Annotated in this window: 20 protein-coding genes; 12 read left to right on the top strand and 8 right to left on the bottom strand. The window is 61.4% G+C overall.

Features of this window, described 5'->3' with window-relative positions; genetic code table 11:
- Positions 1 to 43 precede the first annotated feature (43 nt).
- The gene (locus GQ59_RS21680) at positions 44 to 1,750 is read left to right on the top strand and encodes a sensor histidine kinase (protein WP_037085134.1); all 1,707 of its coding nucleotides are present in this window, start codon (positions 44 to 46) and stop codon (positions 1,748 to 1,750) included.
- Positions 1,751 to 1,761: 11 nt separating this feature from the next.
- Positions 1,762 to 2,163 carry a response regulator transcription factor gene (locus GQ59_RS21675; RefSeq protein ID WP_037084919.1) on the top strand — a complete coding sequence of 134 codons (402 nt, stop codon included), beginning with the start codon at positions 1,762 to 1,764 and terminating at the stop codon, positions 2,161 to 2,163.
- Positions 2,164 to 2,418: 255 nt separating this feature from the next.
- Here GQ59_RS21675 and GQ59_RS21670 read toward each other — a convergent pair whose 3' ends face one another.
- A complete protein-coding gene (locus GQ59_RS21670; RefSeq protein ID WP_037084915.1) occupies positions 2,419 to 2,910 on the bottom strand; it encodes a MarR family winged helix-turn-helix transcriptional regulator in 492 nt (163 codons plus the stop codon).
- Positions 2,911 to 2,995: 85 nt separating this feature from the next.
- Entirely contained in the window at positions 2,996 to 3,802 is an 807-nt protein-coding gene (locus GQ59_RS21665; protein ID WP_051904121.1) for an IclR family transcriptional regulator, read from the bottom strand.
- A 94-nt stretch (positions 3,803 to 3,896) separates the two neighbouring features.
- Between GQ59_RS21665 and GQ59_RS21660 the strand changes: the two genes are divergently transcribed.
- From GQ59_RS21660 to GQ59_RS21635, 6 genes are all read left to right on the top strand, one after another.
- Complete coding sequence (locus GQ59_RS21660; RefSeq protein ID WP_037084914.1) at positions 3,897 to 4,262, top strand: Rieske (2Fe-2S) protein; 366 nt, start codon at positions 3,897 to 3,899, stop codon at positions 4,260 to 4,262.
- The gene (locus GQ59_RS21655) at positions 4,249 to 4,584 is read left to right on the top strand and encodes a hypothetical protein (protein WP_037084912.1); all 336 of its coding nucleotides are present in this window, start codon (positions 4,249 to 4,251) and stop codon (positions 4,582 to 4,584) included. The genes GQ59_RS21660 and GQ59_RS21655 overlap by 14 nt, the downstream gene beginning before the upstream one ends.
- A gap of 37 nt (positions 4,585 to 4,621) precedes the next feature.
- On the top strand, positions 4,622 to 5,851 hold the full coding sequence (locus GQ59_RS21650; protein WP_007761608.1) for an amidohydrolase family protein: 1,230 nt from the start codon (positions 4,622 to 4,624) through the stop codon (positions 5,849 to 5,851).
- A 195-nt stretch (positions 5,852 to 6,046) separates the two neighbouring features.
- Complete coding sequence (locus tag GQ59_RS21645; RefSeq protein WP_037084909.1) at positions 6,047 to 7,645, top strand: thiamine pyrophosphate-dependent enzyme; 1,599 nt, start codon at positions 6,047 to 6,049, stop codon at positions 7,643 to 7,645.
- Positions 7,646 to 7,774: 129 nt separating this feature from the next.
- Entirely contained in the window at positions 7,775 to 8,728 is a 954-nt protein-coding gene (locus GQ59_RS21640) for an NAD(P)-dependent oxidoreductase (protein ID WP_051904120.1), read from the top strand.
- Positions 8,729 to 8,740: 12 nt separating this feature from the next.
- Entirely contained in the window at positions 8,741 to 9,553 is an 813-nt protein-coding gene (locus GQ59_RS21635) for a class II aldolase/adducin family protein (RefSeq protein WP_084683250.1), read from the top strand.
- Between the two features lie 179 nt (positions 9,554 to 9,732).
- On the opposite strand, the gene GQ59_RS21630 is transcribed toward GQ59_RS21635, so the two are convergent.
- The 5 genes from GQ59_RS21630 to GQ59_RS21610 all read right to left on the bottom strand — a co-directional run bounded on the left by GQ59_RS21630 (position 9,733) and on the right by GQ59_RS21610 (position 14,824).
- Positions 9,733 to 10,716 (bottom strand): Bug family tripartite tricarboxylate transporter substrate binding protein, encoded by a 984-nt coding sequence (locus tag GQ59_RS21630; protein WP_037084905.1) that lies wholly within the window; start codon positions 10,714 to 10,716, stop codon positions 9,733 to 9,735.
- 82 nt (positions 10,717 to 10,798) lie between these two features.
- Positions 10,799 to 11,776 (bottom strand): Bug family tripartite tricarboxylate transporter substrate binding protein, encoded by a 978-nt coding sequence (locus GQ59_RS21625; RefSeq protein ID WP_037084901.1) that lies wholly within the window; start codon positions 11,774 to 11,776, stop codon positions 10,799 to 10,801.
- A gap of 72 nt (positions 11,777 to 11,848) precedes the next feature.
- Complete coding sequence (locus tag GQ59_RS21620) at positions 11,849 to 12,832, bottom strand: Bug family tripartite tricarboxylate transporter substrate binding protein (RefSeq protein WP_037084899.1); 984 nt, start codon at positions 12,830 to 12,832, stop codon at positions 11,849 to 11,851.
- A 36-nt stretch (positions 12,833 to 12,868) separates the two neighbouring features.
- Positions 12,869 to 14,374 carry a tripartite tricarboxylate transporter permease gene (locus tag GQ59_RS21615; RefSeq protein WP_037084897.1) on the bottom strand — a complete coding sequence of 502 codons (1,506 nt, stop codon included), beginning with the start codon at positions 14,372 to 14,374 and terminating at the stop codon, positions 12,869 to 12,871.
- Between the two features lie 3 nt (positions 14,375 to 14,377).
- Complete coding sequence (locus tag GQ59_RS21610; RefSeq protein WP_051904119.1) at positions 14,378 to 14,824, bottom strand: tripartite tricarboxylate transporter TctB family protein; 447 nt, start codon at positions 14,822 to 14,824, stop codon at positions 14,378 to 14,380.
- 469 nt (positions 14,825 to 15,293) lie between these two features.
- Here GQ59_RS21610 and GQ59_RS21605 point away from each other — a divergent pair, with 469 nt between their 5' ends.
- The gene (locus GQ59_RS21605; RefSeq protein WP_037084895.1) at positions 15,294 to 16,514 is read left to right on the top strand and encodes an FAD-dependent monooxygenase; all 1,221 of its coding nucleotides are present in this window, start codon (positions 15,294 to 15,296) and stop codon (positions 16,512 to 16,514) included.
- Between the two features lie 80 nt (positions 16,515 to 16,594).
- The gene (locus GQ59_RS21600) at positions 16,595 to 17,773 is read left to right on the top strand and encodes an alpha/beta hydrolase family protein (protein ID WP_037084891.1); all 1,179 of its coding nucleotides are present in this window, start codon (positions 16,595 to 16,597) and stop codon (positions 17,771 to 17,773) included.
- Positions 17,774 to 17,943: 170 nt separating this feature from the next.
- Here GQ59_RS21600 and GQ59_RS21595 read toward each other — a convergent pair whose 3' ends face one another.
- On the bottom strand, positions 17,944 to 18,477 hold the full coding sequence (locus GQ59_RS21595) for a VOC family protein (protein ID WP_037084889.1): 534 nt from the start codon (positions 18,475 to 18,477) through the stop codon (positions 17,944 to 17,946).
- Positions 18,478 to 18,601: 124 nt separating this feature from the next.
- Here GQ59_RS21595 and GQ59_RS30700 point away from each other — a divergent pair, with 124 nt between their 5' ends.
- The gene (locus GQ59_RS30700) at positions 18,602 to 19,393 is read left to right on the top strand and encodes a helix-turn-helix transcriptional regulator (RefSeq protein ID WP_162183309.1); all 792 of its coding nucleotides are present in this window, start codon (positions 18,602 to 18,604) and stop codon (positions 19,391 to 19,393) included.
- 26 nt (positions 19,394 to 19,419) lie between these two features.
- Positions 19,420 to 20,148 carry an SDR family oxidoreductase gene (locus GQ59_RS21585; RefSeq protein WP_037084886.1) on the top strand — a complete coding sequence of 243 codons (729 nt, stop codon included), beginning with the start codon at positions 19,420 to 19,422 and terminating at the stop codon, positions 20,146 to 20,148.
- The last annotated feature ends 45 nt before the right edge of the window (positions 20,149 to 20,193 follow it).

The raw sequence follows: 20,193 nt of genomic DNA, 5'->3' as shown, positions 1-20,193 counted from the left end.
GTAATGTTTTGAGTGCATGATGAACCGAGAGAAAGCGGTGCATATGCAGCAGAACATTCGTATCACATCGCACGTCACGATCGTGCTGACTTTGCTGACGGCCCTGACGGCGCTGCTTCTCGCCGGCTTCATGTGGCTTGCCTCGGCGAAGGTGGACGATCTCGCCTTGACCCGGCAGAAGGGTTACGTCGAACAGGGCCTCGACGAGCAGGTGAAAGCTGTACAGCATGAACTGGAAAGCGTCACGGTATGGAACGACGCGGTCCTGCTTGTCGCCAAAGACGATCACCCATGGATTGCCGACAATATCGGTACATGGATGCACAAATATTTCAGCCATGACCGCACTTACGTGTTCAACGAGCGCAACGAACTCGTCTTCGCCATGCGGGACGGCGAGGATATTGCGGCCCTGACCTTTCTGGGCGATGAAATGGCTGCGGCGGCCTTGCGGGAAGACATCCGCGCGGCGCTCCACAGACGGATCGCACCCGGCGATTCCAATCCCCCGGTGCTTGCCGAGATTTTTGCGGAGAAGATCCTCTCGATCGCCGGCCGGCCGGCTGTCGTCAGCGCAAGACCGATCGTCCCGAGCAGCGACGAGGTCTCGGTCGCCCCCGGCAAGGAATTCATTGCGGTTGCCGTAAGATTTCTGGATGCCAGCGCGGTCGAGAAGATCGCTCGTTACGCCCGGATCGAGACGCTGCATTTTACCACCGACGCTGCTGAATCAACTGCAGCCATTCCGGTCATGGCCACTGCCGGCTCGACGCTTGGATATATGGCATGGCAGCCCATTCGACCGGGCCTGATGCTCATCGAGCAAATCGCTCCGGTTGGCATTGCCGGCATCATCGTGGCGATGGGGGTGGTGATCTTCCTGGGCATGGGCCTGCGCAAGACAACCCTCGACCTCTCCGAGAGCCGTCTGGCACTGATGCGCCACCGCGACCAGCTCGAAGAGAGCGTCAGGCTCCGGACGGCGGAGATCGAGCGCCAGCGGGAGGAACTGGACAGGCTTCTGGCACAGGAACGGCATGTGAATGCCCTGCAGCGTCAGTTCGTGAGCATGGCTTCCCATGAGTTCCGCACGCCGCTTGCCATCATCGATGCTGCGGCGCAGCGCCTGTCGCGCACGAAAACCAACCAGAAACCCGAGTATGTGGAAGAAAAGTCGGCCCAGATCCGCGCCGCCGTGCTGCGCATGGTCGACCTGATGGAGAGCATCCTGTCGGCGGGCCGGCTGGAGACCGGCAAGACGACACTGCAGCCGGAACGTCTCTCGCTGGCGGAAATCATCGAATCCTGCTGTGCCCGACAGATGGATGTTCGTAAATCTCACACGATTCACCGGGACCTTTCGCAACTGCCGGAGACGATCCTCGCCGATCGCACCACGATCGAACAGGTCTTCACCAACCTGCTTTCGAATGCCGTCAAATATGCGCCGCAGGCGCCGGACATCCATATCCGGACCTCGACGAAGAACGGCGTGTCCTATGTATCGATCCAGGATGCCGGCATCGGCATGGATGCCGAGGACCTGCCGAAGCTTTTCCAGCCCTACTACCGAGCCCGCAGCGCGACCGGCATTGCCGGCACGGGCATCGGCCTTAACCTCGTCAAGCAGATCGTCGACCTGCATGGCGGTTCGATCTCCGTCGAGAGTGTACTCGGCCGGGGAACGACATTCACGGTGGCGCTCCCGAACAAGGGACCGCTTGCAAATCTCATCAAACGTGCAGCTTAGGGAATGGCAGGATGATTACCGTATTATGCATCGACGACGAAGCGGATATCCGCCAGCTCATCGTTGAGGAACTGGCGGACGCCGGATTTGCAACTCTGGAGGCGGCCAACGGGCAAGAGGGTCTCGAAGCCATCCTGGCGTATTGGCCGGACATCGTCATCTGCGACATTTCGATGCCCGTGATGGACGGTCATCAGCTGCTGGCAGAAATCCAGATGAACCATGCCGAGCTTTTCAATATACCCTTCATCCTGCTGTCGGCCTTGACCGACAAGGACAACGTGTTGACGGGCCTGCGGGCAGGGGCGGCGGACTATCTAACCAAGCCGATCGATTTCGATCTTCTGTTGGCAAAGCTCGCCGGATGCATCGCCCGCCTCGAAAACGACCGGGCGGTCGGCCGGGCGCTTTGATTTCAAGGCAAGGCGGCGTGAGCAGTCTGCAGCGGGCGTCGAGCTTATCGATGCACCGCTGTGAGTTTGCGACGATTTCCGGACGAGGCCCGCGGCCCTAATTTAAGCTGGGCGCGAGCCTCTAACCGTCATCATGGCGGCTCTGGGAACCTAAGAACCGACGCTATGCCGCCGTCAAATCAACGTTTTGTAAAGCATCGGCGCCAAAGGCTTGCGCGGTGATGACGAAAAACTTTCGCCGAGGCGAGGCTCTCGTCACTCACCCTTCGAGGGTTCGTCGCGTTCGCGAAGATTGCGGGCGACGAGACGACAAAGGTCGCGGAGCTGCTGGTAGCTTTCCTGTGGCAGGAACGAAAACACTTCGCGCTCGACGGTGTCGGCCGCTGCATCGCAGGCTTTGATCATCCGCTTGCCTTCGGTCGTCAGGCTCATGCGCAGGATGCGGCGGTTGGCCGGATCTTCCTTGCGGGTGATGAGATTGCGGCGCTGCAGCCCGCCGATCAGCTCGTTCATCGTCTGCGGTGTCACGAAGAAACGGCGCGACAGTTCGGCCGAGGAAAGGCCGTCGCGGCTGCCGATCACGCTCAGCACCGTATACTGGATACCGGTCATCTGCAGCGCCGACAGCGCCGCCTCCAGCCGGCTGCGCACGGCATGATTTGCCTGGTTCAGGAAGTAGATTGCCCGGGGCTGCTGCATCACCCAGTCGCTGGTGCTTGCTTCTTCGGGCTTGATGTCTTCAGCCATCACGATGCGGCGACCTCTTCAAAACGGTTATATGAGCGGGGTAGCGGAGAAAACGCAGCCGCACAAGTCGGGTTGGACGATACCCTCAACTTACTGAAGCGCCGAGCCGCACCGACAGGGACCTGGCAGCACGCAGCGTGGCGGTCAGCGGCAGGCCCGAAGGCGCAATATCGAAGCCATCCTGGCGACCGAGTACGGTGATGACCGCTTTCAGGTGCGCCCGGTGATCGAAGACGGGAGCGGCAACGGCAGAAAAATCCGGCACTGTGGCCGGCAGCGTTGAGGCATAACCTTCGCGGCGGACATCCGTGAGTTCGGTTATGAAACGCGCGGCCGAGGCTTCCGCTTTGCCCTCCTGTTGCATCATGGCGCGCAGATGATGTTCCCACTCGGCGTTCGGCAGGTTGGCCATGAAAACCCGGCCGGTCGCCGTCGGCCACAGCCGCACCAGCGAACCGACCTTGATCTCGTAGACGCTGTCGGAGCGACCTTCGATCTTGTCGACCACGACAGGCGCATCGCCGTTCCACACCGCCAGCGTCACCGTCTCGCCGAGTTCGGCGGCAAGCTGCGAGATCGTCGCGCGGGCAAGGCTGAGGAAATCGGTGCGCGAAAGCGAGGCCAGGCCGAGCTGCAACGCGGAATCGCCGAGATCGTAAAGGCCGGACAGCCGGTCCTGAGCGACAAAACCGGTGCGCACCAGGCTGACCAGATAACCATGCGCCATGCTCGGCGTCATGCCGGCGGCGGCCGCGATATCGTTCAGCCGCATGGCGCGGCCGGCATGCTGGATTGCCGTCAGCACCTTCAGTCCCTTTTCAAGCGACTGGATGCCGACGCCCTTGGTTTCCGGGTCCTTGCTTGCCGTTTTTTGTTTTACCGACGCGTCCATGACCTCTCCGCTTGACGTCTTCATCCATCTTTATACAATATAACTGAATGATTTCAAGAATATTGAAATCGGCGCGAAGGATAAGGAGGAAACCTTGGCGGAATATCTGGTTTGTTCGGAGGATGAGATTGCCGATGGCGGCCGCAAGGTCGTGGCCTGCGGGGAACGGGAGATCGGCATTTTTCGGGTGAAGGGTGCGCTGCATGCCTGGCACAACATGTGCCCGCATCGGCAGGGGCCAATCTGTCAGGGCCGCATCTATCCGCAGGTCATCGAGCCCGTCGATGAAAGGCAGGAGGTGCGGACGCTTCAATACAATGAAGAAAACATGCATGTGGCCTGTCCGTGGCACGGCTGGGAGTTCAACCTGGAAACCGGCCGCAATGCCGGGCCGGCCAAATACCGCCTGCACCGCGCCGAACTGGCGATCCGGGAGGGACAGATCTATGTCGTCCTCTGAACCCACCCTGCGCAACGATCCCTATGGCTGGATCGAGGACGCCACCGCCGAGATCGAGAAGGCGACGGCCGAGCTGCTCGAAAACGGCGAGGCATCGCGCGTCTCCGACGAGGCGGTGGCGCGGATGATGACGGCGGCGATCCGACTTTACGTCGCCAAAAGTGACGGCGAGGAACGTACGTTCCGGCCGCTGACCGGCACCCGCGACGAGACGGTGACCGCTACCGAGGCGCTGTCGGCCGTTTCCGAAATCCTGCGCGCCCTGCATCTCGGGCCGATGGAACTGGCGCTCTGGTACCGTCGCCGGCCGGATGAGCTTTGAACGATAAAATCCACTCTTTCGCCTGAGGAGAGCGAACATGGATATTTCCAACAAGGATCGCGCCCGCGAATTGCCGGTGCAGCAGATCGACGTCTTCACCGATACGCGCGACATCCTCGCGCATGCCAACCGGGCCGCCAAAAAGCGCGGTTTCGAGGACTGGCTGATCTGCGATGTGGATGCCCACCACACCGAGACGATTTCCTGGCACGAACTGGTGCAATATATCGAGGACCCGGTCATCCGCCATCAGGCGATGCTCTTCCACGACGAGAAGATGGGCACCGCCTCCTATGGCCTCAACGGCGACATGGGCCTCAAATACCAGGATGTCGGCGGCCGCATTCCGCACCAGGCCGGCATCCGCGAAAAGGTCGATGACGGAGTGCATCGCGATGTCACGCTGTCGCGCCGGGCGATGAGCGCGCTCGGCGTCGACTACATGGTGCTGTTCCCGACGCCGATGCTGACGCTGGGCCTGCATCCGCAGCCGGAAATGGAAGTCTATCTCGGCCGCGCCTATAATCGCTGGCTGATCGACAAGGTGCTCTCCAAGGACGACCGGCTGAAGACGCTCGCCTACCTGCCTTTCAACGTGCCCAAGGAAGCAGAACGCACCATCGAGGAATTTTCCGGCCAGCCGGGGGTCATCGGCTTCTGCGTTCCGTCCGTCCGCCACAAGGCGGTACACCACAACGACTACATGCGCATCTATGCGATGCTCGAAGAGCGCAACCTTCCGATCGCCTTCCACGCCGCCTATCACTGGCAGGACCAGTCGCTGGCGACCATCAACCGCTTCCTCGGCATGCATGCGCTCGGCTTCGTCTGGTGCAACATGGTGCACATGACCAACTGGATCCTCAACGGCATTCCGGAGCGGTTTCCGAAACTCAAAAGCATCTGGGTGGAAAGTGGGCTCGCCTGGATCCCGTTCCTGATGCAGCGTCTCGACGACCAGTACCTTATGCGACCGTCGGAAGCCCCGCAGCTTAAGAAACTGCCGAGCGAATACATGCGCGAAAACTGCTGGTACACGACCCAGCCGATGGAAACGGTGAACATGAAGGCGCTGCAGCTGACGCTGGAGATGATTAATGCCGAGAGCCAGCTCCTGTTTGCATCCGACTGGCCGCATTTCGATTTCGACCTGCCGCAGGAGATCTACGACCTGCCGTTCCTGAGCGAACAGGCGAAGCGGAATATCCTGGGACTGAACGCGGCAAAACTGTTCAATCTCGACCCGACGCCGCGTAAGACCTTGTGACGAAGAAATCGAGCAACTTGCGTTGAGGATATGGCCGCTGCGGTCCTAACCCCCGTCCTTGTGGGGAGGCCGGCCGGTTCGAGGGGTTTTGTGCGGAGCGAAGTCCCCTTCCCACAACGGGGAGGGGTCCTCGCACCGCTGCGCCACAATCTCCTTTTATGCAGCAACTGAAATCGGGAAGAGGGAATCTGGCACATGACCATTACCGGAGGCGATTCCATCGTCGCTTCACTGCGCGCCCACGATGTGGACACCGTCTTCGGCATACCAGGCGCCCAGCTCTACGGCCTGTTCGACGCCTTTCAGCGCGACGGCATGCGGGTGATCACGCCGCGGCACGAGCAGACCTGCGCCTACATGGCCTTCGGTTACGCCCGCGCCTCGGGCAACCCCGGCGTCTATTCGGTGGTGCCGGGGCCAGGCGTCCTCAACACGGCTGCTGCGCTGCTGACGGCCTGGGGCAGCAACGAGCCGGTGCTATGCCTGACCGGGCAGGTGCCGACCACGTTTCTCGGCAAGGGCCGCGGCCATCTGCACGAGATGCGCGACCAGCGCGCCGTTCTCGCCGGCATCGCCAAATCGGCCGAACGCGCGGACCGGGCAGGCAGTGTTTCCGCCGCCATTGCCCATGCCTTCCGGGAGATGCGCTCGCTGAAGCCGGGGCCGGCGACGGTCGAAATGCCGTGGGAACAGTTTACAGCCGAGGGTGATTTCGAGATCGTCCGGCCGCTGGAAAACCATCCGGATCCGGTGGCCGATGTGGCGATCGGTGAAGCGGCGGCGGTGATCGGCAGGGCTGAGCGACCGATCATCTTCGTCGGTCCTGGCGCATTCGAGGCCCGTGACGAGGTGTTGCGGCTTGCCGAAATGCTGCATGCGCCGGTGGTCGGCTTTCGTTCCGGACGCGGCGTGGTCTCCAACCGCCACGAACTTGGCCTCACCATCGCCGAAGCGCGAGAGCTGTGGCCGCTCGTCGATTGCGTCATCGGCATCGGCACCCGGCTCGAGGTGCCGGGCTGGCGTTGGAAGCCGAGAGCCGAAGTGCCGGTGATCCGGCTGGAGATCGACGCGGAAGAATTGACCCGTACGCCGGAGGCCCTCGGCGTACTCGGCCGGGCGAAGACCTCCCTCACTGCGTTACTCGATGAGCTCAAGCCCCGGACGCCTTCCAACAACTGGCAGGAAGCGATCCGAGAGGCGCGGGCGCGAACGGCGCAAGCCATCCAGGAAATCTCGCCACATTACAGATACCTGCAGGCGATCCGTGCAGCCCTTCCCGATGATGGCATCCTTGTCGAAGAGGTCTGCCAGTCCGGCTTTGCGTCCTGGTACTGCTATCCGGTCTACGAACCACGCACCTTCATCTCGACCGGCTTCCAGGGCACACTCGGCTTCGGCTTTCCAACCGCGCTCGGCGTCAAGGTGGCCCGGCCGGACGTGCCAGTCGTATCGATCGCCGGCGATGGCGGCTTCATGTTCGCCGCCCAGGAGCTGGCCACCGCCGCCCAATACGGCATAGACGTCATCACCGTCGTCTTCAACAACTCCGCCTTCGGCAACGTGAAGCGCGACCAGAGCCAAGCTTTCGGCGGACGACTGATCGGTTCGGAGCTGAAGAACCCGGATTTCGACAAGCTCGCGGCCGCCTTCCATGTGGATTTCGCCCGGGTGATTGCACCGGAGGATCTCCGCACGGCAATCGAGACCGCGATTGCGCGCGGCGGCCCGTGGCTGATCGAAGTCCCGCTGTCGCTCGAAAGCGAAGTGAGCCCCTGGAAGTTCATCCACGGGTAATCCGTTGATGATGAATTCCGTTCGACATCAACGAAAAGACCTATCGTCATGGCAGGGAGCCGTATAAAGTCGGCTCCAAGATTTCGATCCGGGGAGGGCATCGTTTCCGTGACATCAGATCAGAAAACCATGCGTATCGTAGTGCTGACGGCAGTCCTGCCGGCTTCCGTGGTCTCGACGCTCGAAGGCATGGGCGGGCGGCATATGTCGGTTGCGGATCTGGCTGCAGCCGGCGAGATACCGGGCGTGCAGGTGCTGGTCACCGATCCAGGCGTCGGCGCCGATGCGAATATACTCGCAAAATTCCCTGATCTGAAGCTGGTCGCCTGTTACGGCATCGGCATCGACTCGATCCATATGCCGACCGTCAAGGCACGCGGCATCGGTATTTCCAACACGCCAGGCCTGCTCACCGAGGATGTCGCTGACCTCGCCATGGCGCTGATGCTGGCCTCGGCCCGCGATATCGTGCCCCAGACCCAATATATCCGCGACGGTCGATGGACGACGATCGCGGCAAAGGTGCCGCTCGGCCGGTCGCTCAAGAACAAGGCGATCGGTATCATCGGGCTCGGCAATATCGGCGCGGCGATTGCAGAACGGGCAGCCGCTTTTCGCATGCGGGTTTCTTATCATGGTCCGCGGCAGAAACCCGTCCCCTATACCTACATGCCGGACCTCGTTGCGATGGCAAACGAGAGCGATTTTCTCGTCGTGGCCAGCCGCGGCGGCGAGGACACCAGAAAAATCGTCAACCGCGAAGTGCTGGAGGCGCTCGGACCTCAAGGGACGTTGGTCAACGTTTCGCGCGGTTCGATCGTCGACGAGCCGGCGCTGGTGGAGGCGCTTAGATCCGGCAAGCTCGGTTTTGCGGCCCTGGACGTGTTCGCCAACGAGCCGAGGGTTTCGGAAAAACTGCTGTGGATGCCGAATGTCATCATGACGCCGCACCAGGGCAGTGCCACCACCGAAACCCGCCTCGCCATGGCCCTTCTGCTGGTCGAGAATGTCCAAGCGTTTTTCAAGGGAACGCCACTGCCGACGCCGGTGGTCCCGATCGCGATCTGGGCTTTTGAACTGTAGGGAGGAAGTAACATGGCATTTCAACGTCACGTCATCGGACTGGCAGGGCAGGACCAGTCCGGCGAAGTCATTACCGAGTTCGACCGCGCCTCGGTCACCGACGAGGAATGGGCCGTCCGCGTCGATCTCGCCGCCGCCTATCGCCTCGCAGCACTCTACGGCTGGGACGACCTCATCTACACGCATATCTCGGCCCGCGTCCCGGGCACGGAAGACCACTTCCTGATCAACCCCTTCGGGATGGCCTTCGACGAGATCAAGGCGAGCAACCTCGTCAAGATCGACCACGAGGCGAAGATCATCGGCAAGTCCGACTATCCGGTGAACGGCGCCGGTTTCGTCATCCACCACGCCGTGCACAAGGCGCGCCACGAGCTCAACTGCGTCATGCATTTGCATACCGAGGCAGGCATGGCGCTTTCCATGCTCGATTGCGGCCTGCTGCCGCTCTCCCAGCATTCGATGTTCTTCTACAACCGCATCGGCTATCACGGCTACGAGGGCCTGGCCCTCAATATGGAAGAGCAGGAAAGGCTGATCCACGACCTCGGCCCGCACAAGAACATGATCCTCAAGAACCACGGCACGCTGACATCAGGCGAAAGTGTCGGCGAGGCGTTCGTCTGGACCTTCTGGCTGGAAAAGGCCGCCCGCGCCCAGCTCGCCGCCATGGCCGCCCAGCCGCAGGGCCTCACGATCCCGCAGGAGAAGATCGCCGAACTGACCGCGCATATGTACGAGATGTCGCCGGCCAAGCCGGGACTGAAGGAATGGCCGGCGATGTTGCGCAAGCTGGATCGGATCGATCCGAGCTATCGGGACTGACACCGGGATCTCCCTGCGGGAAGAGGCAGGTCTTCCCGTCATTCTCCGCAATGAAAAGCCGGCGTTTCCGCCGGCTTTCTTTTGGGTTCTCGCCGCCGCCAGCCCTCCGCTGGGGCGCGGGCGTTCGCCGTTGAAATCGATTCACCGGATCGATTTCTGAGGCCACGCCCGAACGCACCTTACTGCTGCGGGATCTGGGCGATGGCGACGTAGTCCTTCCACTCCGCGATCGTCTTGATCATCAGAGCCTGGGCTTCGGCCGGGGTAGAGATAAAGGGGTCGCCGCCCTGGTCTGCCAGGAACTTCTGGGTTTCCGGCTGCTGCAGAACGGTGTTGAACCAGCCGTTGATCTTGGTGGTGATGTCTTCCGGCGTGCCCTTGGCAACCATGGCACCCCACCAGCCGAGCTGGTCGACGTCAAAGCCCTGTTCCTTCAGGGTCGGGATGTTCGGAGCGCCCTTCATGCGTTCCGGCGAGCCGACGCCGAGAAGACGGAAGCGGCCTTCGCGCTGCTGCGCGAGGGCGAAGACCGGATCATAGGAGCCGAAGTCCATTGCGCCGCTGGTGATGTCGTTGAGCGAGTCGGCCGCGGTCTTGTACTGGACCGAAACGGTCTCGAGGCCGGCTTTCTGCTTGTAGACTTCGGCCATGACCTTGCCCGAAGTGGCGTTGACGGCATAGGAGCCACCGTCGCCCTTTTCCTTCATGGCGGCGGTCAGTTCCTTCAGGTCCTTGTAGGGCGCGTCCTTGGCGACGGCGATCATGAAGGCCTGCTTGTTGATGGTCGCAATCGTCATCAGGTCCTTGCCGACGTCGATCGGCGGCTTCTTCATGATCCACATGTTGCCGGCGATCGAGTTGCCGGAATGGACGAAGATCGTGTAGCCGTCCGGCTTGGAGCGCGACGTGTATTCAGCGGCGATGTTGCTGAGCGCACCCGGCTTGTTTTCGACGATGATCGTGGCGCCGGCGACCTTGGAGACCTTGTCCGCGAAATAGCGGACCAGAACGTCGGCGCCGGAACCTGCCGGGAAGGCGCAGACAAAGGTGACCGTCTGCTCCGGATAGGCGGCCTGGGCGGGCGTAACATGTGCAATCTGTGCGACCGCCAGCATCGCCACGGCGGCGGTGGCTTGCGCGATCTTCTTAAGCCATTTTGTCACTTTTTATCTCCTATGCGGTTTGTAAGGGTCCCTGCGAAAGAACCTGCCGCACTATGGCGAGAGGGTCTTTCGAATCGGTTGATTAATTTTGCGGAATCTTGGCCATGGCCACGTACGTCTTCCACTCCTCGACGGTCTTGGCGAGCAGCGCCTGACCCTCGTCCGGGGTGCCGACATAGACGTCGCCGCCGAATTTCGCGAGGAAAGCGACGGTATCGGGTTGAGCCAGGAGCTCGTTGAACAGCGCGTTGATCTTGTCGACCACCGGCTTCGGCGTCGCCTTCGGAACGAAGGAACCCCACCAGCCAAGCTGGTCGATGTCGTAACCTTGTTCCTTGGCGGTCGGGATGTTCGGCAGCGACTTCAGCCGTATCGGCGAACCGGTCGCGAGGATCCGGACGCGCTTCTCGTTGGCCTGCGACAGGCAGAAGACCGGGTCGTGGACGCCGTAGTCGAGAGAGCCGCTCAGCAGGTCGTTGAGCGAATCCTTGGCGTCCTTGAACGAGACTTCGACCGGATCGACACCGGCAACCTGCTTGTAGATTTCTCCGAGAACCTTGCCGGACGTGGCAGCCGTTGCGTAGCTGGCGTTGTTGCCCTTTTCCTTCAACACCCTGGTCAGTTCCTTCATGTCCTTGATCGGGCTGTCGTAAGCCACCACGAACATGAAGGCCTGCTTGTTGATGAAGGAGGTGGTCTGCAGTTCCTTGACGACGTCGATCGGCGGCGCCTTGAACAGCGACATGTTGGCCGCTGTCGAGGTGCCGGAATGGACGTAGATCGTATATCCGTCCGGTTTGGCGCGGGCGGTGTACATGGCGGCGATGTTGCCGGCGGCCCCCGGCTTGTTTTCGACGATCACCGTCTGGCCGGAGACCTTGGCGAACTTGTCGGCAAAGAAGCGGACCAGGACATCGGCACCGGAGCCGGCCGGGAAGGCGCAGACGAAAGTGATCTGGCCGTTCGGATAAGCGCCCTGCGCAAAGGCACCAAAAGGCGCGAGCGCGGCGGCCGCGGCAGTCGCCATCATCAGGTTTCTGCGTGAGATTTCAGTGATCATCGGTACAAGTTCCTCCCTTGAACGCCCCATTCATTCCCAAAAAAGCTTCCCGCAAAGCCCGTTGAACAAGCCTCAGTTTTGCGGGATCTTCGCCAGCGCCACATAGGCACGCCACTCCTCGACGGTCTTCGCAAGAAGCTCGTCGACCTCCTTCGGCGTTCCTTTGTAGACGTCCCCACCGAACTTGTTCAGGAAGGCTTCCGTTGCCGGCTGGTCGAGCACGTCGCGGAACAGCGCGTTCAGCTTCAGGACCACATCGTCCGGCGTCTTGGCCGGCACGAACACACCCCACCATCCGAGCTGGTCGACATTGAGGCCATATTCCTTGATGGCCGGAATTTCGGGCGTCGACTTCATGCGCTGCGGCGAGCCGACCGCAAGCAGCCGCAGTCGCCCTTCGCGCTGCTGGCTGAGCGCGAAGACCGGATCGAGCGCCGCGAAATCGAGTTGGCCGCTGGTGATGTCGTTCAGTGAATCCGGGCCGGTCTTGTAGGCGACTTCGGTCGCCGAGACCCCTGCCAGCTGCAGGTAGACTTCGGCGAGAACCTTGCCCGAGGTCGCGGTCGAGCCATAGGTGGCATCGCCCGCCTTGGCCTTCAGATGCTCGGTAAGCTGCTTCATGTCCTTGATCGGGCTGTCCGCCGCGACCGCGATCATGAAGGGCTGCTTGTTGATGAACTGGACGCCGCGCAACGCCTGAGTGACGTCAATCGAAGGTTTCTTGAACAGCGACATGTTGGCCGCGGTCGAGGTGCCGGAATGGACATAGACCGTGTAGCCGTCCGGCTTGGCGCGGCTGACATATTCGGCAGCGATATTGCCGTTGGCGCCCGGCTTGTTCTCGACGATCACCGTCTGCTTTGAAACGGCCGCCACCTTTTCGGAGAAGAAGCGGACCAGAATGTCGGCGCCGCTACCGGCCGGAAAGGCGCATACGAAGGTGATCGTGGCGTTGGGATAGCTGGATTGTGCGAACGAGACACCGGGGAGAACGGCGGCCATCGTGGCCGCTGCAATCAGGGTGCGTCTTGTCAGTTTCAGATGTTGTTCAGTCATTGGCTCCTCCTCCAAAAAACTGTTGCGGAATGCCCGTTATTCCTCTTGGAACGCCTCCTCGCGTGTCTTGCGGAACTGCGGGAAGATGATCAGGCAGAGCATCAGGACCGTCGCCACCAGAAGCGTGGCCGAGATCGGACGGTCGATGAAGATCGTCGGATCGCCGCGCGAGATGACCAGCGAACGGCGCAGGTTTTCCTCCATCAACGGGCCAAGGATGAAACCGAGCACCATGGGTGCGGGCTCGCAGCCGAGCTTGAAGAGGATGTAACCGAAGACCGTGAAAACGATCATCAGAACCATCATGAACGGCTCGGTGCTCGTCGAGTAGACGCCGATCGCGCAAAACAGCAGGATCGCCGGGTAGAGCAGGCGGTAGGGAACAGAGAGCAGCTTCACCCAGATGCCGATCATCGGCAGGTTGATGACGACGAGCATCAGGTTGCCGATCCACATCGATGCGACCATGCCCCAAAAGAGGTCGGGGCGGGTGGTCATGACCGCCGCACCCGGCTGGATGCCCTGGATGATCATCGCGCCCATCATGATCGCCATGATCGGGTTCGAGGGAATGCCCAGCGTCAGAAGCGGGATGAACGAGGTCTGGGCGGCAGCGTTGTTGGCCGCTTCCGGGCCCGCGACACCTTCGACCGCGCCGGTGCCAAACTTGCGCGGGTTTTTCGAGATCTTCTTTTCGAGCGTATAGCTGGCGAAAGAGGCAAGAACCGCGCCGCCGCCCGGCAGGATGCCGAGGAGCGAGCCGAGGCCCGTGCCGCGGAGGGCGGCCGGATAGGCTTCCTTGAATTCCTTCTTGGTCGGCCACATGTCACGCATGCGGGTGCTGATCGCTTCGCGCGGCGACGGCGGGTTCTCGAGATTGCGGATGATTTCCACGATGCCGAAGAGGCCGAGGACCAGCGGCAGGAAGTCGATGCCTTCCCAGAGGCCCGAAAGGCCGAAGGTATAGCGGGTAAGACCCGTGTTGATGTCGGTGCCGACGAGGCCGAGCAGCAGGCCGATCAGCACCATCGCGACAGCCTTCAGGACCGAACCGTGCGCCAGAACGATCGCCATGACGAGGCCGAGCAGCATTAGTGCGAAATAATCCGGCGAATTGAACTGCTGGGCGATCGAGGCGAGCGGTGGACCGAAGGCCGCGATGAACACGGTGCCGATCGTGCCGGCGAAGAACGAGCCGAGGGCGGCGATCGCGAGCGCCGCACCCGCGCGGCCCTTGCGGGCCATTTGATGTCCCTCGATACAGGTCACGACCGAAGAGGCTTCACCCGGCATATTGACCAGGATCGAGGTGGTGGAGCCGCCATATTGTGCCCCGTAGTAGATCCCGGCCAGCATGATCAGCGACGAAAGCGGATCAAGCCCGAAGGTGATCGGCAGCAGGATGGCAAGCGCAGGAATGGGGCCGATGCCAGGAAGAACGCCGATCAGCGTGCCGAGTACGACGCCGATCAGACAGAACATCAGGTTCTCGATAGAGCCTGCAGCCATGAAACCGGTTGCGAGGTGTTCAAAGACTTCCATGGATTACCTGCCCCACCAGACGGGCATCGGCTGCCCAAGCGCGTACACGAAGATGATAACGACGAACGCCGCCGTGGTGACCGCGAAGACGACGGTTTCGATGGGGTTGACGTCGCGCCGTGCATAGGCAGCGAACATGATCAACAGGATCGAGGAGATTACCGCGCCGATTTCGGAGATCAGGATGCCGAAGGCGGCAATCGCCAGCAGGATGAAGATGATCGGGCGGAACCGTATGCGTTCGATGGCCGGACCTTCGATCGCCAGCGACTTTGCCGTGACGATCAGCCCGATCAGTGCGATCAGGCCGCAAATGATCATCGGGAAATAGCCAGGGCCCATGTTGCGGGCGGAACCGAAGGAGAGGTCGGACCCGACATAGAGGCCAACCGCGCCGAAAAGGATGAACAAGATGCCCGCGCCGAAATCCTGCGGACTTTTGATGACCATGGTTTCCTCCCTGAAAACCCGACTATGTGAACCGGTCTGGCTCCTCTTGGGCGCCGGCCAAACCGTCATTATGCATGCTCCCCGGGCGGCGCCTCGAATTCGCAGCCCTGAATTCGTCTATAGGCAACTAGATTTGACTATATACAAGAGTATTCCTCTTGTCAGTCAATCGAATTCCGCGGTCTCCCGTGCCGATCAGATATCACAGCCGCCCACCGTATTCGATCCTATCGCATTCATATCAGGAAGCCAGATATCTCAGGTGTAATTTCGCGACATCCTTTCCTGTTTTTGATCTGTGGACTGAAACTTTCAATTGCAGCCGTCGTCTCCCAAGGGCCTGTCCGAAAGCTCGTACAGGCAGATATGAAATTGGTTTTGAACAAAGTCAATTATACTTTATCAAAAATAGTTGACAGCTGCATGCGCGTCGGGAGAGATTGCCTGCAGAATTTCAAAGGATAACTAAATGAAGATTTCTGTTGTGGGAGGAGGGATCGGTGGGCTTACAGCGGCATTGTCGCTGCTCCGCCAGGGGTTTGACGTCGACGTCTACGAGCAGGCGATCGAACTGAAGGAAGTCGGCGCCGGCGTCCAGGTCAGCGCCAACGGCACGCGGGTTCTGTTTTCGCTCGGGCTCGAAGAGGACATCATGTCGATCGCCTCACAGGCGCAGGGCAAGGAGATTCGTCTCTGGAACACCGGGCAGTCCTGGAAACTGTTCGACCTCGGCCCGCTTTCCATCGAGCGCTACGGCTTCCCCTATATCACCATCCACCGCAACGACCTGCACCAGACGCTGGCAGCCGGCGTGCGTCGCATCAAGCCCGATGCGATCAAGCTGTCCAAGAAATGCGTCGGGATAACCCAGGACGACAAGGGGGCGACCATCGCCTTCGCCGACGGCACCACCGCCACTTCGGATATCGTGGTCGGCGCCGATGGGGTACATTCGAAGATCCGCGAGACACTGTTCGGCCGCGACGACCCGAAATTCACCGGCATCGTCGCCTGGCGCGGCGTCATCCCGGTCGAGCGCTTGCCGGAGCGCATGCTGCGCCCGGTCGGCACCAACTGGATCGGCCCCGGCGGCCACGTCATCCAGTACCTGCTGCGCGGCGGCAAGCTGATGAACTACGTTTCGGTGGTCGAGCGCGCCGACTGGCAGGTGGAATCCTGGTCGGTCGCAGGCACTGTGGAAGAATGCCTGGCCGACTATGAAGGCTGGCACGAAGACATCCACACGATGATCAAGGCGATCGATGTGCCCTACAAATGGGCCTTGATGCTGCGTCCGCCGATGGACGAATGGACCCGCGGCCGCGTGACGCTGCTCGGCGACGCCTGCCATCCGACCCTGCCGTTCCTTGCCCAGGGCGCGGTGATGGCGATCGAGGATGGCTTCGTTCTCGCTCGTGCGCTTGCCGAGAACAACGGCAATTATGAAGCGGCCTTCGCCGGTTATGAGGCGGCCCGCGTCGAGCGCACCGGCAAGATCGTCCGCGGCGCGGAAGGCAATCTCAGCCGTTTCCACAATGCCGCGCTGAAGGATCCGAAGCTCGCGGAGGATTACGTCAATGCCGAATGGCAGGAAGACAAGATCAACCAGCGCTACGAATGGCTGTTCACCTATGACGCCACTTCGGTGCCGGTCGTGGCGGGGACCAGGTCACCGGAAGCGGTCGCTTAAGGCGCATTCACAGCTCAATCTCAAAAGCCCGTTCGCCGGTTCCGCCGGCTGAGCGGGCGAAGCGTAACGGGTAGGACACCATGACCACCAAGGCGGAATGGCAGCGGATCCCGCTGATCGTCTCCTTTCCGGAGACCGCGAAATACACCGAGACCTACGGCTTTGCCGGCAATTCCGGCAGGGTCAATCTCGAGGGCCAGCTCCTGCGCGGCGCCGATGCGCCGTCGAAGACGGTCTATGTCTTCATGCACCCAACCTCGACGCTGCAGCTCCTGCCGATGCCGACCGCGCTTGCGGATGCCGGTCTGCACGTGCTCTGCGCCGCAAGCCGTTATCCGAAGAACGACACCGCCCTGATCATGGAGAAGGTGGCAATCGACCTCGGCAAGTGGCTCGATTATGCCAGGGGCGAACTCGGCTACGAAAAGGTCGTGCTGGTCGGCTGGTCGGGGGGCGGTTCGCTGTCTCTGTTCTATCAGGCACAGGCCGAGAACCCGACGATCACCCACACTCCGGCCGGCGACGAGGTCAACCTCGTTGAAGCGGGCCTGAGGCCCGCCGACGGCGTGATCTTCATCGCGGCCCACCTGTCACGTGCCGAAACGCTGACCGAATGGCTCGACCCGTCGGTTCTCGACGAACTGGACCCGGATCTGCGCGACCCGGAATTCGACATCTATTCGCCCGAATGCCCGCACCAGCCGCCCTATTCGGCTGAATTCATCCAGCGCTTCCGGGCTGCCCAGGTTGCCCGCAACCGCAAGATCACCCACTGGGCGCTCGCCATGCTGGCGGAGCTGAAGCGCCGTGGCTCGTTCGAGCAGGAGCGCGCCTTTGTCGTTCACCGCACCATGTGCGACGTGCGCTGGTTCGACGGCACTATCGACCCGAACGACCGGCCGATCGGCAGGAGTTATATGGGTGATCCGCGCACGGTCAATGTCGGTCCGGTAGGGCTTGCCCGCTTCACGACGCTGCGTTCCTGGCTTTCGCAATGGAGCTACGACCTCTCGAATGCCAAGGGTCCGATGAACGCGGCGCTGATCAAGCGCTCGCCGGTACTGCAGATCGAGAACAATGCCGACGAGGCGGTCCCGGCGACCCACAATCCGACGATCCGGGCGGCGCTCGCCACCGAGAACAAGGAATACATGACGATCCCGCACGCGACCCACTATTACCTCGGTCAGCCGGAGCTTCTCAAAACCTGCATCGACCGGGTGGTGGACTGGAGCAAGCGGCAGGGGTTGTTGTCTTGAAGACAATCTGGAGCTCGTCGGGAGCGAGTTCCAGACCATCGGGAGGATTGAACGTGAGCTTTCATGAAAAGCACCACCGTCCATTCCGGAACGGTGGTGCTCCAATTTCATCTTCCGCCTTCATGGCGGGATTGGGGGCTCGACATTCGTCCGGTCCCCAATTGGCTATCTCAAGCGGCGGCCGACTTCCTGGCGATCATGCCGGCCTTCTTCTGAATCCACGCCTTCATGGCGTCGTGGGCTTCCGACGCGGCCTGTTCCAGATAGCCCGGTTCTTCCGTGCGGGCGGTGATTTCCAGGCGCAGGCCGTTCGGGTCGAAGAAGTAGATCGAATTGATGAACTCGTGGTCGATGACGTCGGTCGTCTTCACGCCGGCATCCTGCAGCCGCTTCTTGAACGTCAGGACTTCATCGACCGAATCGACTTCCATGGCGAAGTGCTGGACCCAGTCCGGCGTGTTCGGCGAGGGAAGCGGCATGATGTTTTCGCCGAGGTCGAAGAAGGCCATATAGGAGCCGTCGCCCATTTCGAAGAAGAAATGCGCGTAGGGCTTTTCTTCGCCCGTCGAAGGCACCTTGTCGGCGGTCATGCAGTTGACCAGCGGCAGGCCAAGCAGATCCTCGTAGAACTTGCGTGTCTCCTCGCCATCGCGGCAGGGGTAGGAAAAGTGATAGAGTTTGCGAAGCTTTGGTGCGTCGACCATGGTGGTTCCTCCATATCCAGGCTTGTTGCATTGGCCGTGATGGTAGGCCTTTGCCGACCCTCCCATGTCCACCTCGCAGGTGGACATGCCCCCGACAGATTTGTTCTCAACCCTGGAGGCGTCAATGCCTGCTCTTGATGGAGACAACATGACCGTCATGGCCGCCCTCATGAACGAGGTCGGCGAGCCCGGCTTCCCCGAAAAACTGCTGGAAACCCTGCGCGGCATCGCCGGCACCGATTTCTGTTCCGCCTTCCAGGCCGAGGAAGACGGGTCGCTCACCTATCTCTTCGCCTGCGGTTATCACTCGACCATTCCGGGCTTTGCCGAGCGCGCCTCGCTCGATTACGCCCGCCGTTACTGGCAACGCGATCGAGTGACCCGCCAGATGCTGAACGGAGGCCCCGGACTTGCCAGGGTGCAGGTGGTGCGCCAGGCCTGGAACGGCATCCGCGACCCCGAATACCGTCGCGACTGCTACGAGCGCGCCCACGTGCTCGAACGCTTGACCATCTATCACTCGGAGGAACCGCGGATCTTCGCCAGCCTCTATCGCACCCGCGAAAGCGGTCCGTTCCCGCTCTCCGCGGTTGAACGGCTGGAAGGCTTCGCACCGCTCCTGATGGCCATGGTCGTGAAGCATGTGCGCCTGCAGGGCCGGCCGCAGGCGGTGCCCCTGCATCCGCCGCAGCAGGAGATCGCCGGGCGGCTGCTGCAGGCGGGCTTTGCACTTTCGGGCCGTGAGGCCGAGGTTTCCGCCGGCCTGCTGCTCGGCCGCACGCATCGGGAAATTTCCGAAAAGGTGGGGCTCGCGCTTTCGAGCATCGTCACCTACCGCCAGCGCGCCTATCGCAAGCTCGGGGTCAGCGACCGGCGCGGGCTCGAAGCACTTTATGAAGGAATTTCGCGCGCCTAGCGCATCAATTCGAGGAGGAATTTCAGATGATTTCGATCAAGGACCGCATTGCCATCGTCACCGGCGCCAGCTCAGGGATAGGCTGGGGTATCGCCAGGGCGATTGCCGCTGAGGGTGCCGTCACCGTGCTTGCCGCCCGCAGCGCCGACAAGCTTGAAAAACTGGTGGCCGAGATCGAGGCCGAAGGTGGCCAAGCGTTCGTCGTACCGACCGACGTTACCGACGACGCGCAGGTCGAAAGGCTGTTCGCGACGGTGAAGGAAAAATATGGCCGGCTCGACATCCTGATCAACAATGCCGGCATCGCGGATCATACGCCGGTCGAAAAGCTCACCAACGAGCGCTGGCACGAGGTGATCGGGGCAAACCTGCACTCGGTCTTCTATTGCAGCCGCGCCGCCTTCACCATCATGCAGGAACAGAAGCGCGGCCGGATCATCAACATGGGCAGCCTGTCGTCCAAGGTTCCGCGCGGCCATACCGCCGCCTATACGGCAAGCAAGTTCGCGCTCGAGGGCCTGACCCGTTCGCTCGCCGTCGACGGCCGCGAGCACGGCATCGCGGTCTCCATGGTGCATCCGGGCTCGACGGTCAGCTCGCTGGTTCCCGGCGTTACCGACAAGGTGCGTCCCGCAACGATGATGCCTCTGGATGTAGCACGGATCGTCGTGCTGATGGCGACGCTGCCAGACGACGTGAACCTTTACGAAAGCATCATCCTGCCGGTCGAAATGCCATTCCTCGGCCGCGGTTAAGCATCGGTTCGGTACGGCAGCAAGCTGCTTTCTTTTCGCAAGACC

The sequence above is a fragment of the Neorhizobium vignae genome, from assembly GCF_000732195.1.
GTDB classification, from domain to species: Bacteria; Pseudomonadota; Alphaproteobacteria; order Rhizobiales; family Rhizobiaceae; genus Neorhizobium; species Neorhizobium vignae.
Note: the sequence above shows the minus strand (reverse complement) of the source record. Positions and strands in the feature narration are given on the sequence as shown.